The organism is Phenylobacterium sp., assembly GCF_035944335.1.
Lineage (GTDB): Bacteria > Pseudomonadota > Alphaproteobacteria > Caulobacterales > Caulobacteraceae > Phenylobacterium.
Genome location: NZ_DASZBG010000085.1, coordinates 67966 through 83137, shown reverse-complemented (window position 1 = coordinate 83137; position 15172 = coordinate 67966). Strand labels below are relative to the sequence as shown.

14 protein-coding genes are annotated in these 15172 nt (G+C 70.3%); 9 read left to right on the top strand and 5 right to left on the bottom strand.

The features are described from left to right. Nucleotides 1-176: 176 nt before the first annotated feature. The gene (gene parE / locus VGT80_RS14340) at nucleotides 177-2243 is read left to right on the top strand and encodes a DNA topoisomerase IV subunit B (RefSeq protein ID WP_327456938.1); all 2067 of its coding nucleotides are present in this window, start codon (nucleotides 177-179) and stop codon (nucleotides 2241-2243) included. An 84-nt stretch (nucleotides 2244-2327) separates the two neighbouring features. Here the strand turns inward: parE and VGT80_RS14335 are convergent, their stop codons facing one another. Further along, the gene (locus VGT80_RS14335) at nucleotides 2328-4358 is read right to left on the bottom strand and encodes a hypothetical protein (protein WP_327456936.1); all 2031 of its coding nucleotides are present in this window, start codon (nucleotides 4356-4358) and stop codon (nucleotides 2328-2330) included. 259 nt (nucleotides 4359-4617) lie between these two features. Here VGT80_RS14335 and VGT80_RS14330 point away from each other — a divergent pair, with 259 nt between their 5' ends. From VGT80_RS14330 to VGT80_RS14295, 8 genes are all read left to right on the top strand, one after another. Continuing rightward, nucleotides 4618-5217, top strand: a complete 600-nt coding sequence (locus VGT80_RS14330; RefSeq protein ID WP_327456934.1) for a hypothetical protein — start codon at nucleotides 4618-4620, stop codon at nucleotides 5215-5217. Nucleotides 5218-5325: 108 nt separating this feature from the next. After that, entirely contained in the window at nucleotides 5326-7287 is a 1962-nt protein-coding gene (locus tag VGT80_RS14325; RefSeq protein WP_327456932.1) for a PQQ-binding-like beta-propeller repeat protein, read from the top strand. A 9-nt stretch (nucleotides 7288-7296) separates the two neighbouring features. Further along, nucleotides 7297-8562, top strand: coding sequence for an FAD-dependent oxidoreductase (locus VGT80_RS14320; protein ID WP_327456929.1), 1266 nt, complete (start codon nucleotides 7297-7299; stop codon nucleotides 8560-8562). Nucleotides 8563-8598: 36 nt separating this feature from the next. Then, nucleotides 8599-8811 (top strand): hypothetical protein, encoded by a 213-nt coding sequence (locus tag VGT80_RS14315; protein ID WP_327456927.1) that lies wholly within the window; start codon nucleotides 8599-8601, stop codon nucleotides 8809-8811. Nucleotides 8812-9022: 211 nt separating this feature from the next. Continuing rightward, on the top strand, nucleotides 9023-10615 hold the full coding sequence (locus VGT80_RS14310) for a DEAD/DEAH box helicase (RefSeq protein WP_327456925.1): 1593 nt from the start codon (nucleotides 9023-9025) through the stop codon (nucleotides 10613-10615). A gap of 101 nt (nucleotides 10616-10716) precedes the next feature. Then, on the top strand, nucleotides 10717-11772 hold the full coding sequence (locus VGT80_RS14305; RefSeq protein ID WP_327456923.1) for a GGDEF domain-containing protein: 1056 nt from the start codon (nucleotides 10717-10719) through the stop codon (nucleotides 11770-11772). Between the two features lie 71 nt (nucleotides 11773-11843). Next, on the top strand, nucleotides 11844-12647 hold the full coding sequence (locus VGT80_RS14300) for an enoyl-CoA hydratase/isomerase (protein ID WP_327456921.1): 804 nt from the start codon (nucleotides 11844-11846) through the stop codon (nucleotides 12645-12647). A gap of 24 nt (nucleotides 12648-12671) precedes the next feature. Next, nucleotides 12672-12860, top strand: a complete 189-nt coding sequence (locus tag VGT80_RS14295; protein WP_327456919.1) for a hypothetical protein — start codon at nucleotides 12672-12674, stop codon at nucleotides 12858-12860. A gap of 3 nt (nucleotides 12861-12863) precedes the next feature. On the opposite strand, the gene VGT80_RS14290 is transcribed toward VGT80_RS14295, so the two are convergent. The 4 genes from VGT80_RS14290 to VGT80_RS14275 are packed head-to-tail and all read right to left on the bottom strand — an operon-like array spanning nucleotide 12864 to nucleotide 15171. Beyond that, nucleotides 12864-13145 (bottom strand): 2TM domain-containing protein, encoded by a 282-nt coding sequence (locus VGT80_RS14290; RefSeq protein WP_327456917.1) that lies wholly within the window; start codon nucleotides 13143-13145, stop codon nucleotides 12864-12866. A 48-nt stretch (nucleotides 13146-13193) separates the two neighbouring features. Then, a complete protein-coding gene (locus tag VGT80_RS14285) occupies nucleotides 13194-13589 on the bottom strand; it encodes an iron-sulfur cluster assembly accessory protein (protein WP_327456915.1) in 396 nt (131 codons plus the stop codon). A 1-nt stretch (nucleotide 13590) separates the two neighbouring features. Beyond that, nucleotides 13591-13953 carry an SUF system Fe-S cluster assembly protein gene (locus VGT80_RS14280; RefSeq protein ID WP_327456913.1) on the bottom strand — a complete coding sequence of 121 codons (363 nt, stop codon included), beginning with the start codon at nucleotides 13951-13953 and terminating at the stop codon, nucleotides 13591-13593. A 3-nt stretch (nucleotides 13954-13956) separates the two neighbouring features. Then, on the bottom strand, nucleotides 13957-15171 hold the full coding sequence (locus tag VGT80_RS14275) for a cysteine desulfurase (protein ID WP_327456911.1): 1215 nt from the start codon (nucleotides 15169-15171) through the stop codon (nucleotides 13957-13959). Between the last annotated feature and the right edge of the window lies 1 nt (nucleotide 15172).

The following is a 15172-nucleotide window of genomic DNA, read 5'->3' as shown; positions in this document are numbered from 1 at the left end:
GGTCGTCCCTCCCTTACCCGGGCTTCGCGTCTCGTTTTGACCCGACACAGGCCTCGCGCGATCCCCTAAAGCCACGCTCGCTGCAAATCGGGCGCCTGGCAAGGCCACGCAGCCGCATTGCGTCGAAGCGCGGCGCGATTCATACCCATCCAGAATCGCCTCACCCTCCAGGTCACATGACCCCCAAGTCCGCCGCCCAACCCCTCGATCTCTTCGGAGACGACGCGCTGAACCCCGTGCCCGCGGCCCCGCTGGCGGAGAGCCATGAGCCGCGCCCCGATTTGGCCGGCGCCGCGGGCGCCAAAGCCTCGGGCGGCTATTCGGCCAAGGACATCGAGGTCCTCGAAGGCCTCGAGCCGGTCCGCAAGCGGCCGGGCATGTACATCGGCGGCACCGACGAGCGGGCCCTGCACCACCTGTTCGCCGAGGTGCTGGACAACGCCATGGACGAGGCCGTCGCCGGCCACGCCAAGGTGATCGAGGTGATCCTCGAGGCCGACGGCGCGCTCACCGTCAAGGACGACGGGCGCGGCATCCCCGTCGATCCGCACCCAAAGCATCCGGGCAAGTCGGCCCTGGAAGTGATCATGACCGTCCTGCACTCGGGCGGGAAATTCTCCGGCAAGGCCTATGAGACCTCCGGCGGCCTGCACGGCGTCGGCGTCTCGGTGGTCAATGCGCTGTCGGAGCGCGTCGAGGTCACCGCCTGGAAGGACGGCCACGAGTGGCGCCAGGCCTTCACCCGCGGCAAGCCGCTGGGGCCCATCCAGCAGATCGCCCCCACCCGCAAGCACGGCACGGCCATCACCTTCGCCCCCGACCCGGTGATCTTCGGCGAGGGCGTGGCCTTCAAGCCCGCCCGCCTCTACCGCATGGCCCGCTCCAAGGCCTATCTGTTCGGCGGCGTCGAGATCCGCTGGACGTGCGACCCGTCGCGCATCCACGACCAGACGCCGGCCGAGGCTGTCTTCCGCTTCCCCAACGGCCTGGCCGACTTCCTGGCCGAGCGCGTCAAGGACATCGAGACCGTCACGCCCGAACCCTTCGCCGGCCGCTACGCGCGGCCCGGCGAGACCGGCAAGGTCGAGTGGGCGATCACCTGGACGCCGGCCGGCTTCGGCGAGGCCGACGGCTTCCTGCAGTCCTACTGCAACACCGTGCCGACTCCGGAAGGCGGCACCCATGAAGCGGGCCTGCGCGCCGCCCTCACGCGGGGGCTGAAGCAATATGCCGAACTGACCGGCGAGAAGCGGGGCGGCCTGATCACCGCCGACGACGTGGTCGCCCAGGCCGGCGCCCTGGTCAGCGTCTTCGTCGCCAATCCGGAGTTCCAGGGCCAGACCAAGGAGCGGTTGTCCTCCACCGACGCCCAGCGCTTGGTGGAAACCGCCCTGCGCGACCCCTTCGACCACTGGCTGGCCGCCCAGCCGAAGTCGGCCACCGCGCTGCTGGAATTCGTCGTTGAGCGCGCCGAGGAGCGGCTGAAGCGCCGCCGCGACAAGGAGGTCGCCCGCGCCTCGGCCACGCGCAAGCTCAGGCTCCCGGGCAAGCTCGCCGACTGCTCCGGCGGCGCCATCGACGGCGCTGAACTGTTCCTGGTCGAGGGCGATAGCGCCGGCGGCTCCGCCAAGCAGGCCCGCAACCGCAAGACCCAGGCGATCCTGCCCCTGCGCGGCAAGATCCTCAACGTCGCCTCGGCCTCCACCGACAAGACCGGCGGCAACAAGGAGCTGGCCGACCTGATGCTGGCGCTCGGCGCCCAGGGCGGCGCCAAGTACCGCGAGGAAGAGCTGCGCTACGAGCGCATCATCATCATGACCGACGCCGACGTGGACGGCGCCCACATCGCCAGCCTGCTGATCACCTTCTTCTACCGGACCATGCCCGACATGATCCGCGCCGGGCGCCTCTACCTCGCCCTGCCCCCGCTCTACCGCCTGAGCCATGGCGGCAAGGCGGTCTATGCCCGCGACGACGCCCACCGCGACGAGCTGCTGGCCACCGAATTCAAGAACAAGAAGCCCGAGATGAGCCGCTTCAAGGGCTTGGGCGAGATGATGCCTGCCCAGCTCAAGGAAACCACCATGGACCCGGCGACGCGGACGCTCGCCCGCATCACCCTGCCCCGCGCCGAGGAAGCCGTGGAAAGCCTCGTGGAAGCCCTGATGGGCCGCAAGCCGGAGCTGCGCTTCCGCTTCATCCAGGAAAACGCCGAGTTCGCCGCGGCCGACCTCGACGTCTGAGCAAAGGCTCCTCTCCCGCTCGCGGGAGAGGTCGGGTGAGGGCCGGCTGGGCCAACTCCGGATCGTGGGCCGAGGGCCCTCGGCTCACACCTTCCGCCCGGCGAGCTCGGCCCGTTCGGACGGCGCGAGGTCGAGGCCGGCGGCGGCCCGCAGCTCGGCCCGCGCCTCGTCGGCGCGGCCCAGCTTCGCCAGGGCCTCGGCGTGCTTCAGGCGCACCCGGCCCCACCAGGGGGCGAGCTTCGCCGCCGCGCCAAGCTTGTCGGCCGCCGCCTTGGCGTCGCCCTGCGCCAACAGCGCCTCGCCCCACAGGGTGAGTCCGTCGGCGTCGTTGGGGCTCTTGGCGATCGCGGCCTTGCCATGCGCGGCCGCCCCGGCGGCGTCGCCGGCCTCCAGCAGGGCGCGGCCCCAGTCGTCGTCGGCCATGGGCAGCGAGGGCGCCTGGCGCGCCGCCTCGGCGAACCAGTGGTTGGCGCCGGCCATGTCGCCCTTCACCGCCGCCACCCGGCCGCGCATCCGCAGGCAGGGATAGCAGTCGCGCGGCGTCCGGCCGACCAGCGCCTCGGCCGCCGAAACGTCGCCCAGCTTGGCGAGCGCCAGGGCGCGGTTCAGCTCCGGCGACATCGGAATGATCAGTCCCGGCCAAGGCGCGGTGATTGTCTCCCAGGCGCCGCTGTCGCGCAGCACCGCCGCCCAGTCCTCCCGCTGCTGGTCGATCTCCACGGCGGCGAAGACCCAGGTCGAGGCGACGGCGGCGGTGAGCGAGGCGTCGGGCCCGGCCGACGAAGGGCCCTTGGCCGCCAGCAGGCGCGCGGCGGGCGTCACGGCGTGGATCCGCGCCATGCGCACCACGAAGGCCGGCAGCCGCCCACCCACCGCCAGGACGGGGTCGTTGCGGATCAACTCGGTCCCCTCGTCGCCCAGCACCGCGTCGGCGATGGCGGTCGGCTGGCAGGGCTCGACCTCATAGGTGCCGCAGGCCTGGGTCAGCTCGCGGCTGTAGTCGTTCAGATAGAGGCCCTGGTTGCTCTCGCCCAGCAGGCGCCAGAGCGTCTTGCCGCTTTCGGCGCTGGCCGGCGGCGGGGGCATCCGCTGGGCCGTGCGGGCCTCGTTCAGCGCCAGTTCCCAGCGCCCCAGCGAATAGTCCTGGCTGACGACGTTGACGTAGGCCGAGCCGCGCCCGGGGACCAGCTTCATCGCCCGCACCAGCAGGGCCCGCCTGGCCAGGGGCGGCCAGGTCATGTTGACCGCCCCGCTCAGCACGCTCAGCGCCTCGGCCCGCGCCTGCGGGGTCGGCGCGGTCGCCACGGCGTGCTTCAGCACCGCCACGCTCTCGTCCGGTCGGCCGTGCTGCTGCAGATAGGCCGAATACCTGAGCGGCTCGCGCCATTGGTAGATCTGCTCGGCGCCGCGCTGGAGGAGCGCCTCCTGATCGCCGTCCGCCTGCACCAGCCGCACGCCGGGCTGGCCGCTGATCCGCAGCGACAAGGCCAGCCCCCCGGCTTCCGGGCCGCTGGTGATGTGGCTCACCTCGCCGGTGACATGGGTCTCGTGGCCCAGCCAGTCGCGCAGCGCCCGGCTGACCTCGCCGACCGAGACCCCCGTCTCGGGGATCTCCACCTTCACCTCGTTGGCGACCGCCTCGCGGACCTCGGCGGCGGCCACCGGACTCGCGGTCTGCGACCGCATCTGGGACAGCCGGTCTTCCAGTCCTGTGGAGAGCGCCGCGGCGGTCACGCCCTTGGCCGCCAGGTCCGGCGGCGAGCCGATGCCCTCGATCACCAGGCTCTCGTCGTGGGCCGCGTGCCAGGCCATGGCCGCGAACCCGCCAAGCAGCAGTACGCCCACCAGGATGGTCAAGACTTGCAAAGTCACCTTCAGCACCTCGCCGAAGTGCTTGAGGCGTATGGTCTTCAGCTGTTCGTGCAGGTGGCGCCGCTGATCGGCGATCAGGCCGCTCTGTTCCTCGAGGAACCGGTCCTCGGCCGAGGCCTGCCCGCCCCGCTTGCGCGATCGCGCCCGCTGCAGCGCGATCGCCACCGCCGCCGCGCTCGTGCCCGCACCCGCCGACTCCGCCGCGGCGTCATCCGCCTCGGCGCCCCCCAGAAACTCCGACATACCGACGCTCCCCCACTGTCGGTATGGAAGGCCAAGCTTCCCGGCGCGTCAACGCGGCATCCCGGCCAGCCCCATCCTGGGGCCCCGCGCGCAGCGCCCTCGAATTTCAAACCACGGAACACGGAACCCACTGAACCTCCCGTCGCACCGCCGCTTCCGTGTTTTCCGTGAGTTCCGTGGTTCAAGAATCTTCTTGCCTTGTGGCTTCGGATGTTCTATCTTTGTTCTTATGTTATGCGCGGCCGACATCGCGACCGAGTTGGACGAGGGGCTGAAGTCGCTTTTCCAGGCCGGTCTCGAGCTCAGCCTGCAGGTGCAGGCCGACGCCATGGCCGCAGAGCCTGATCAGCGAGCCCGGCTCGCGCTGACGTTCCACCGCCTATCCCGCGGCGTCCGCCAGACAGCAGCGCTTCGGATGCGTATCGCCCGCGAGGCCGAACGCGGGGGCCGTGAAGCCTCCGCCGAGGTGATCGATCTCGCCAAGCGCCGGCTGGAGAAACGCAAGGGCCAGGTGAAGGCCGCCGTCGAGGGCCTGATCTGGACCGAGGCCGAGAGCGAGGAGACCCGCACCGTCCTCGACTACGACCTCGACGAGCTCATCACCCTCGAGGCCCAGGACCCCGAGACCTTCGAGGCCGAGGATCTGGATGAACAGGTCGAGCGTTTCGCGGCCAAGCTGGGGCTTTCTTTTCCCGCCGCCGCCACCCCCACCGTCATCCCACGGTCGGGCGATAAGCCCGATCCGGGGGTCCCAAGCGGCCTCGCCAATCGTCCATCTCAGCTTGGGTCCCCCGCATCGCCCTGCGGGCGAGCGGAGGATGACGGTGGGAATAGGGACCCCTACCGCTCCTCCGCCTGAGTCGACCCTGCCGGCCCCCGCGACACCCCCTTGAGCCCGTCGACACACGCCTGCAATGTGCGTGCAGGAAGACGCTTGCGCGTCGCCTCAAGAAGAAGGTCGGGGGGAATGAAGCTTTCAAACTGGATCGCCGCGGGCGCGGCGCTGATCTGCGCGGCCGCCTTCGCCGCCCCGCTGATGACGCACGCCCAGACCGCGCCGGACGGCGAGGCGATCTTCAACGGCCGCTGCAAGGCCTGCCACGACCCGGCCGTGGGCCGCGCGCCCAACCGCACCACGCTTGCCTCCATGGCGCCTGGCCAGATCGTCGAGGTCCTGACCACCGGACCGATGGTCCCCATGGCCGCCGGCCTCACGCCCGAGGACAAGCAGGCGGTCGCCGCCTATCTGACCGCCGCCGCGCCCGGGCCCGAGGCTCATGCCGCGCCCACGCCGACCCGCGGGCCCCCGCCGCTCCTGGCCAATGTCGGCGTAGACGTGAAATGCACGGGCCCCGCCCCGCCGATCCGCCAAAGCGCCTCCGACTGGGCCAGCGTCGGCGTCGATCCCACCTCGCACCGCTTCCAGCGCCATCCCGGCCTGACCCGCGCCGAGGTCGGCAAGCTGAAGGTCAAGTGGGCCTTCGCCATGACCGGCGGCGGCATGCCCACGGTGATCGGCGACTGGCTGTTCATCACCAACCGCTCCGGCAAGTTCTATGCGCTGGACGCCAGGACCGGCTGCGTCCGCTGGCTGACCGAAGGGGTCACCTCGCGCACCACCCCGATGATCGTCCGCACCCCGGTCTCGCCCTCCGGCTGGGCGACCTTCGTGGGCGAGCGCAACCGCACGGTCCACGCCTTCGACGCCCAGACCGGCCAGGAACTCTGGGCGAGCCCGCAGCTTGAGAGCAATCCGGTGGGCACGATCACCGGCGCGCCGATCGTCTCGGGCAACCAGCTCTTCGTGCCGATGAGTTCGGGCGAGGAAGGCGCCGCGACGCAGCCCACCTACGCCTGCTGCTCGTTCCGCGGCTCGCTCTCGGCGCTCGATCTGGCCACCGGCAAGGTGCAGTGGAAGACCTACGACATCACCGAGCCGCTGCGTCCGACGCGAAAGAACTCGGTCGGGACCCAGCTGCAGGGTCCCGCCGGCGGCGCCATCTGGTCGGCGCCCACCGTCGACGCCAGGCGCGGCCTCGTCTATGTGGCGACCGGCGACAGCTTCACCGAGGTCCCGACCCTGGGCGCCGACGCCATCGTCGCCATGGACATGGCCACCGGCAAGGTCCGCTGGAGCCACCAGGTGACGCCGGGCGACAACTTCATCATCGGCTGCAACGGCGCGGTGCGCGGGGTGAACTGCCCCAATCCGACTGGCCCCGACTACGACTACGGCGCCTCGCCGATCCTCTTCCACCTGCCCGGCGGCAAGGACATCGTGCTCTCGGGCCAGAAGTCCGGCACGGTCTATGGCATGGATCCCGACACAGGGCGGCTGATCTGGAGCACCAAGGTGGGCTCCGGCTCGGCGCTAGGCGGCGTCGAGTGGGGCATGGCCGCCGACGACAGGCGGCTCTATGTGGCCATTTCCGACATCATCGACATCTTCGACGAGATGGCCGCCAAGCAGGGCAAGCCACCGCTCGAAGGCGCGCCCCCCGGCCCGGCCAAGCCGGGCCTCTCGGCCCTCGATCCGGCCACCGGCAAGGTGCTCTGGCATACCCCGGCGCCCCATGCGCCCTGCCACTACGCCGGCGACCGCAGCCGCGACTATACCAACGGCGTCTGCGTCAACGCCCAGTCGGCAGCGCCGTCGGTCATCCCCGGCCTGGTGTTCTCCGGCACGACGGACGGCTGGTTCCGGGCCTATGACGCCGCCACCGGCAGGATCGTCTGGGAAAGCTCGACCACGGCGCGGACCTACGACACCGTCAACCAGGTCAAGGACCAGCCCGGCGGCAGCATCGATGGCCTGGGTCCCGCGATCGCGGGCGGCATGGTCTATGTGATGAGCGGCTTCAACGGCGCCTCGCGCACCGGCGGCAACGGGGTGAACGTGCTGCTCGCCTATTCGGTGGACGGCCGCTAGCCTCGACGCATGGCGAGATCGGCGACCTCGAAGGCGCGGCGGATCGAGACCCGCTGCGTCATCGCCGGCGGCGGCCCGGCCGGGGTGATGCTCGGCTACCTCCTGGCGCGCGCCGGCGTCGAGGTCGTGGTGCTGGAAAAGCACGCGGACTTCTTCCGCGATTTCCGCGGCGACACCGTCCACCCCTCGACGCTCGATGTGCTCGCCGAGATCGGCCTCCTCGACGGCTTCCTGGCCCGCAACCCCGATCGGCTCGCCGAGATCAAGGTGGTCATCGAGGGCCGCGAGCTGAAGGTCGCCGATTTCCGCCGCTTGCCGACCCGCTGCAAGTTCATCGCCCTCATGCCCCAGTGGGACTTCCTCGACCTGCTGGCCGAGGCCGGGCGCAAGCTGCCCGCCTTCACCCTGATGCTGCAGGCGGAGGCGCAGGGCGTCGTCGAGGACGCCGGCCGCGTCGTCGGCCTCAAGGTTCGCACGCCCGAGGGCCCGCTGGAGGTCCGCGCCGACCTGGTGGTCGGGGCCGACGGCCGCGGCTCGCTGGTGCGCGACGCCGCCGGGCTCAAGGTGCAGGACATCGGCGTCCCCATCGACGTGCTCTGGATGCGGCTGTCGAAACAGCCCGGCGACGGCGGCCCGACGCTCGGCCGGCTGCGGCGCGGCCGTTTCCTGGTCACCATCGATCGCGGCGACTACTGGCAGTGCGCCTATATCATCCGCAAGGGCGGGCTCGACACCGTCCACGCCCGCGGCCTCGAGGCGTTCAAGGCCGAGGTCGCCATCGCCGAGCCATCCTTCACCGCGCGGCTGGCCGAGCTCCGCAGCTGGGACGACGTCAAGCTGCTGAGCGTCAAGGTCGACCGGCTGGAGCGCTGGAGCCGCCCGGGCCTGATCTGCATCGGCGACGCGGCCCACGCCATGTCGCCGATCGGCGGGATCGGCATCAACCTGGCCATCCAGGACGCGGTCGCCGCCGCCAACCACCTGGCCGCGCCCCTGCGCGAGGGCCGCCTCTCCGCCGCCGACCTCGCCGCCGTCCAGGCCCGCCGCGAGCCGCCGACCCGCATCACCCAGGCCGCCCAGGTGTTCATCCAGGACCGCGTCATCGACCGATTCCTGGGCCGGGACCGCCCGACCGGCGTGCCCTGGCCGCTGCGGCTGGTGACCGCCGTGCCGTTCCTGCGCCGCTTCCCGGCCCGCTTCGTTGGCCTCGGCGCGCGGCCCGAGCACGTCGATCCGGCCCTGCTTCGGACGACGCCGGAACGTGGCCGATCATGAGCACGTTTGAACTGCAGGCGACGTGGAGATTTCGGCATGGCGAAGAAGACCCAGACCTATCTGCCCAAGCGTATCGCTGGCGTGAAGGTGCCGAAGTCGGTGCGCAAGGGGCCGCTGGGGGAGCTCATCGCCTCGCCCACGGGCCCGGCGCTGCTGGCCGAGGCGGTGATGATCGCCAGGGCCAAGCAGATCAAGGACGACATAGCGTCCAAGAAAAATCCCCCCGCCGTCGAGGCGGGCCTGACCTGAGCGTCCTTGGCCGAAGCTCCCGCGCGCGGCCCGGAGCCCGGTTTTGCGCCGAAGCTCCGGCCGCCGCGAGCGTGTTTCTGAACCCCGCAGCGCGGCACGCGTTGACTTGGGCGACATCGCCCCTATCTTCCGCCGCGCGCGGCGATCTCCGCCTGCGCCGCCGCGGTCCACCCCCCAGACACCGGGCGGGTCCCCGCTCAATCTGTAACGAATGACCGAATTTTCCGAACTTGGCTTGTCGTCCGCGACCCTTCAGGCCGTCGCCGACGCGGGCTACCACACCGCTACCCCGATCCAGGCCGACGCCATTCCCGTGGTGCTGCAAGGCCGCGACGTGCTGGGCATCGCCCAGACCGGCACCGGCAAGACCGCCGCCTTCACCCTGCCGATGATCGACAAACTGGCCGCCGGCCGGGCCCGGGCCCGGATGCCCCGCGCGCTGGTGATCGAGCCGACCCGCGAGCTCGCCGACCAGGTGTCGGAAGCCTTCGAGAAGTACGCCAAGGGCCAAAAGCTGACCTGGGCCCTGCTGATCGGCGGTGTCTCCTTCAACGACCAGGAAGCCAAGCTGGATCGCGGCGTCGACGTGCTGATCGCCACGCCCGGCCGGCTCTTGGACCACTTCGAGCGCGGCAAGCTCCTGCTCACCGGCGTGCAGATGATGGTGGTCGACGAGGCCGACCGCATGCTCGACATGGGCTTCATCCCCGACATCGAGCGGATCTTCAAGCTGACGCCGCCCAAGCGGCAGACGTTGTTCTTCTCGGCCACCATGCCGCCGGAGATCACCCGCCTCACCAAGCAGTTCCTCAAGGACCCGGTGCGGATCGAGGCCGCGCGGCCGGCGACCACCGCCGAGACCATCACCCAGAACCTGGTGCGCATCCCGACCACCGATCCGAAGGCCAAGCGCACCGCGCTGCGCGCCCTGATCGACCGGGCGGACGTGAAGAACGGCATCGTCTTCTGCAACCGCAAGTCCGAGGTCGACGTCGTCGCCAAGTCGCTGCGCAAGCACGGCCTGGACGCCGCCCCGATCCACGGCGACCTCGACCAGCAGACCCGCATGCGCACGCTGGCGGCCTTCCGCACGGGGGAGCTTCGCCTCCTGTGCGCTTCCGACGTCGCCGCCCGCGGCCTCGACATCCCCGATGTCAGCCACGTCTTCAACTATGACGTGCCGCACCACGCCGACGACTATGTGCACCGGATCGGCCGCACTGGCCGGGCCGGCAAGTCGGGCCAGACCTTCATGATCGTCACCCCGGCCGACGCCCGGAACCTCGACAAGATCCTGAAGCTGACCGGCAACACGCCCGAAGAAATCACCCTCGATTTCGACTGGGCCAATATCAAGGACGAGCCCCGCGCCGGAGGCCGGGAGCGCGGTGGTCGTGAGCGCGGCGGTGGTCGTGGCGAGCGCTCTGGCCGGGGCGGCGAGCGCAGCGGCGGCCGTGGCGAACGGCCGCGGCGCGAACCCCGCGCCCACGCCGAAGCCGAGGCGCCGCGGGCCCAGCCCGCGCCCGAGCCGGCGGCCCCGCCGCCTGCGCGGGCGGCCCCGCCGCCTCCGGAGCCCCGCGCACGGGCGGCCGAGCCCGAGGTCGAGGCGCCGAGAACCCGCGAACGTCGACCCCGGCCGGAGCGTCCCCTGCCCCCGCCGCCGGTCCAGGCCGAGCGTCCGCCCCGCCGCGACGACCGTCGGCAGCGCGACCGCGATGAGGGCGGTGACGGCGTGGTGGGCTTCGGCAGCGACGTGCCGGCTTTCCTGGCCCGGCCGCCCGGACCCCGGCGTTCCGAAGACTGAGCGGCCTTAACCCGGCGTTTGAACCTGCCGGGATAGACTTACAACCTCGGGGAATCCTGCGCCGCCCGGCCGGCGGCGCACGCTTGGGGACGTAAACGACCATGTCGGCCGATGTCGAAACCTCACTCCGCGCGCCGCAGGCCTATGAGCTGGCGCGCACGGCGCTGGCCGCCATGGAGACCCACAAGGTCTGGCCCACGGCGCTGAACTTCGAGCTGTGGGTCCACTATGTGGCCGCCAAGGACAGCCCGCTGGGCGCCGAGATCGACCAGATGCTCGAGGCCAACGAGCCGTTCACCGACGCGGTCGGCGAGACGCTCGCGGCCAAGTTCCTGCCCAAGCAGAAGCTGTCCAGCGAGATCCTCGACACCGGCGACGCCCTGTCGAAGGAATTGGACAGCGTCACCCGGGCGATCGTCTCGGCGCGGGAGTCCAGCGAGGCTTACGACCAGGAACTGGCCAACGCCTCAGAGTCTCTGGCCGGCGAGGACACCGGCAAGATCAAATCCATGGTCGAGACCCTGACCCAGGCGACCCAGCGGGTCCGCCAGGAGAACCAGACGCTGGAGAGCCAGCTGGCCGACACCACCGCCGAGGTCGGCCGCCTGCGCGAGCACCTGGAGCAGACCCGTCGCGAGGCCATGACGGACGGCCTGACCGGTCTCGCCAACCGCAAGTCTTTCGACGAGGCGCTGGAGCATGCCTGCCAACAGGCCGAGGCCGAAGGGGGCACGCTCAGCCTCGCCGTCCTGGACATCGACCACTTCAAGGCCTTCAACGACACGTGGGGCCACCAGACCGGCGACCAGGTGCTGCGCTATGTGGCCAGCGTCATCGGCCGCTTCGGTGACGCGCCGCGCACCGCCGCGCGCTACGGCGGCGAGGAGTTCGCCCTTATCTTTCCCGGCGAGACCGCGCGCGCCGCCCTGGCCATGCTGGAAGACATCCGCCTGGAGGTCGCTTCCCGGGTGCTCAAGCGCCGCTCGACCAACGAGGACCTGGGGGCCGTCACCCTCTCCGCCGGCCTCGCCGAACGGCACGCGGGCGAAGGCCCAGCCGCCCTGATCGAACGGGCCGACGCAGCGCTCTATGCCTCTAAGCGCGGTGGCCGCAACCGCACCTCCGCCGCCGATCCGATCGCCGCCGAGGCCGCCTGACGACGTTTTTCGCTAGCCTGACGCCGCGTCCGCGCCCTTAGATCGAACGAACAAGGTTCGAGGAGGACGCGATGGACGGCAATTCCGCAGCCCCGAAGGTCAAGACCGAGGTCACCGACCGGGTCGGCGTCATCACCTTGTCGGATCCCTCGACGCTGAACGCCGCCGGCGGCGAACTGATGAGCGAGCTACAGGCCGCGGTGGACAGCTTCATCCATGACGACGCCGTCCGCGCCATCGTCATCACCGGCGAGGGCCGCGGGTTCTGCTCCGGCGCGAATCTCTCCGGCGGCAGCGTCGCGGGGCGCGGCGGCGGCTCGAAGGGGCCGAACGAAAGCCTGCTCAAGGTCTACAACCCGTTCGTCAGCACGCTTCGCAAGTCCCCCAAGCCGCTGGTGGCGGCGGTGAACGGCGTGGCGGCGGGCGTCGGGGTCTCGCTGGCCCTGGCCTGCGACCTCATCGTGGCCGCCGAGAGCGCCTACTTCCTGCTGGCCTTCCGGCGGGTCGGGCTCGTTCCCGACGGCGGGGCGACCTACCTGCTGCCGCGGCTGATCGGCAAGGCGCGCGCCATGGAGCTGATGCTGCTGGGCGAGAAGCTGCCGGCCGCCACGGCCCGCGACTGGGGCCTGATCAACCGCTGCGTTCCCGACGCGGACCTGATGACCACGACCATGCAACTGGCCGTCGCCCTGGCCAACGGCCCAAGTTCGCTCGGCATGACCCGCAACCTGATATGGGACGCCCTCGACGCCCAATGGCACATGCAGGTCGAAGCCGAGGCCTACGCCCAGGGCGACGCCGCTCGCAGCGAGGACGCCCGCGAAGGCATCATGGCCTTCGTCCAGAAACGGCCGGCCGAATTCAAGGGGCGCTGAGGCGCCTTCGCAGAGGGAAGACCGATGAAGTGGGTTCTCACCATCGCCGGCATGCTGATGATGCTGATGGGCGCGGTGTGGATGCTGCAGGGGCTAAACATCCTCCCCGGCAGCTTCATGACCGGCCACATCCAGTGGACGATCTACGGCGCCGTGCTCGCCGCCGCAGGGTGGGGCGTCATCATGTGGGCGGGGCGCAGGCCGGCGGCCTGAGGTTCAAAGCCCGGCCGCGCGGCGGCGCAGCTTCTCGTATTCTTCCTCGATCATCCGCTCGCGGATGTGCTCGCCGTCGGCGTAGACCGCGGCCGCATGGGCCGCCAACCCGATGCCCCAGCCGATCATCGGCCAGTAGAACCAGAGGTGATCGGGCGAGGTCACCAGATTGATCGCCAACAGGCCGGCGTTGACGATCGCATAGGCCATCACGTGGCTGCGGAAGCCGAGCTTCATGTCGGCGCGATGGGTGGCGATGCGGCGCAGGTCGGCGTCGTCGGTCATGTGCGGCTCCCGGACTTGGCCCCGCGACCATAACGCCGATCGGCAGACCTAATCCAGCTTGGCCGGCTCGATGGTGACGCTCTCGCCACAGCCGCAGGCGTCGGTCTCGTTGGGGTTGCGGAACACGAACTTGGCCGCGAGCTTCGAGGTCTCGTAGTCGATCTCGGTCCCGATCAGGAACAGCACGGCCTTGGGCTCGATCAGGATGGTGACGCCCTTGTCCTCGACCACCTCGTCGAGCGGCTCAGCGGCTTCGGCGTATTGCAGGACGTACTCCTGGCCCGCGCAGCCGCCGTTCTTCACGCCCACCCGCAGACCGGCATAGGGCCGCTCGGCCTTGGCCATGATCTCCTTGACGCGCGCCGCGGCGGCGTCGCTCAAGGTGACGACCTTGGGCCGGGGGCGGCGCCCTCGCGGGGCTGGGGTGACGGAAAGCTCGGGCATATCAAAACATGTTCAGTTGCAGCTTCGCCTCGTCGGACATCCGCGAGGGATCCCACGGCGGATCGAACACCAGCTCGACCTTGCAGGATTTGATCTCCGGTATCTCCTTCACGGCGTCCTCGACCCAGCCCGGCATTTCGCCGGCCACCGGGCAGCCGGGCGCGGTGAGGGTCATGTCGATGACCACGTCCTTGGTGTCCGAGACGTCGACCTTGTAGATGAGGCCGAGCTCATAGATGTCGACAGGGATCTCGGGGTCGTAGACGGTCTTCAGCTTCTCGATGAGCTGATCGGTGATCGCATCCAACTCCGCCTGCGAGAGCGGTGTGGCGGTCTGTCCGAGGGTGGAAGCGGCGTCGTCCATGATCTACGCGAAGAAAGCCTGGGTTTTGGTGAGCGCCTCGACGAACGAGTCGGCCTCACCTTCGGTGTTATATAGGGCGAAGGAGGCCCGCGCGCTCGATGTGACGCCGAAACGCCGCATCAGGGGCTCGGCGCAGTGGGTCCCGGCGCGGATCGCCACGCCGTAACGATCGAGGATCTGCGCCACGTCGTGAGCGTGCGCGCCCTGCACGGTGAAGGACAGGATGGCGCCCTTGCCCGGCGCCTCGCCCAGCACCTTCAGCCAGTTGGCGCCCGAGAGGCCCTCGCGCACCCGGGCGTAGAGCCGGTGCTCGTGCTCGCCGACGGCGACGCGATCGAGACCCGACAGCCAGTCGATGGCCGCGCCCAGGCCGATCGCCTCGAGGATCGGCGGCGTGCCCGCCTCGAAGCGGTGCGGCGGGTCGGCATAAGTGATCTCGTCGAGCGAGACCTGTCCGATCATCTCGCCGCCGCCCTGATAGGGACGCAGCGCCGCCAGTTGCTCAGCCTTGCCGTAGAGGATCCCGATGCCGGTCGGGCCATAGAGCTTGTGGCCGGAGAAGACGTAGAAGTCGGCGTCGACCTGCTTCACGTCGACGGTCTTGTGGACGATGGCCTGGCAGCCGTCGAGCAGCACCAGGGCGCCCGCCTCGTGCGCCATGCGGGTCAGGTCCATCACTGGATTGATGGTGCCCAGGACGTTGGACATGTGGCTCAGCGCCACGACCCGGGTGCGCGGCCCCAGCAGGCGCTGGAAGGCCTCCAGGTCGAGCGCGCCGTCGTCGGTGATCGGGCAGAACTTCAGCACCACCCCTTGGCGTTCGCGAAGGAAGTGCCAGGGCACGATGTTGGCGTGGTGCTCCATCTCGGTGAGCAGGACTTCGTCGCCGGCCTGCAGCGTGGCGCCCAGCCCGGCGGCGACCAGGTTGATGGCCTCGGTGCCGCCCTTGGTGAAGACGATCTCGCCCGGCGCCGCGCCGATGAAGGCGGCGACCTTCTTGCGGGCGCCCTCGTAGGCCTCGGTGGTCTCGTTGGCGAGGGTGTGCAGGCCGCGGTGCACGTTGGCGTAGGAGAACTCCATGGCGTGGGTCATGGCCTCGATCACGGCCCTGGGCTTCTGGGCCGAGGCGGCGCTGTCGAGATAGACCAGCGGATGGCCGTTCACCTGCCGCGACAGGATCGGGAATTCGGCGCGGACGGCTTCGGCGTCGAAGGACATG

Excerpts from the sequence above, each read along its gene's own strand:
- parE (WP_327456938.1), top strand. The coding sequence starts at position 177 with ATGACCCCCAAGTCCGCCGCCCAACCCCTCGATCTCTTCGGAGACGAC.
- VGT80_RS14290 (WP_327456917.1), bottom strand. The coding sequence starts at position 13,145 with ATGACCGACGACGCCGACCTGCGCCGCATCGCCACCCATCGCGCCGAC.
- VGT80_RS14310 (WP_327456925.1), top strand. The coding sequence starts at position 9,023 with ATGACCGAATTTTCCGAACTTGGCTTGTCGTCCGCGACCCTTCAGGCC.
- VGT80_RS14320 (WP_327456929.1), top strand. The coding sequence starts at position 7,297 with ATGGCGAGATCGGCGACCTCGAAGGCGCGGCGGATCGAGACCCGCTGC.
- VGT80_RS14335 (WP_327456936.1), bottom strand. The coding sequence starts at position 4,358 with ATGTCGGAGTTTCTGGGGGGCGCCGAGGCGGATGACGCCGCGGCGGAG.
- VGT80_RS14300 (WP_327456921.1), top strand. The coding sequence starts at position 11,844 with ATGGACGGCAATTCCGCAGCCCCGAAGGTCAAGACCGAGGTCACCGAC.
- VGT80_RS14285 (WP_327456915.1), bottom strand. The coding sequence starts at position 13,589 with ATGCCCGAGCTTTCCGTCACCCCAGCCCCGCGAGGGCGCCGCCCCCGG.
- VGT80_RS14280 (WP_327456913.1), bottom strand. The coding sequence starts at position 13,953 with ATGGACGACGCCGCTTCCACCCTCGGACAGACCGCCACACCGCTCTCG.
- VGT80_RS14325 (WP_327456932.1), top strand. The coding sequence starts at position 5,326 with ATGAAGCTTTCAAACTGGATCGCCGCGGGCGCGGCGCTGATCTGCGCG.
- VGT80_RS14315 (WP_327456927.1), top strand. The coding sequence starts at position 8,599 with ATGGCGAAGAAGACCCAGACCTATCTGCCCAAGCGTATCGCTGGCGTG.
- VGT80_RS14295 (WP_327456919.1), top strand. The coding sequence starts at position 12,672 with ATGAAGTGGGTTCTCACCATCGCCGGCATGCTGATGATGCTGATGGGC.
- VGT80_RS14305 (WP_327456923.1), top strand. The coding sequence starts at position 10,717 with ATGTCGGCCGATGTCGAAACCTCACTCCGCGCGCCGCAGGCCTATGAG.
- VGT80_RS14275 (WP_327456911.1), bottom strand. The coding sequence starts at position 15,171 with ATGTCCTTCGACGCCGAAGCCGTCCGCGCCGAATTCCCGATCCTGTCG.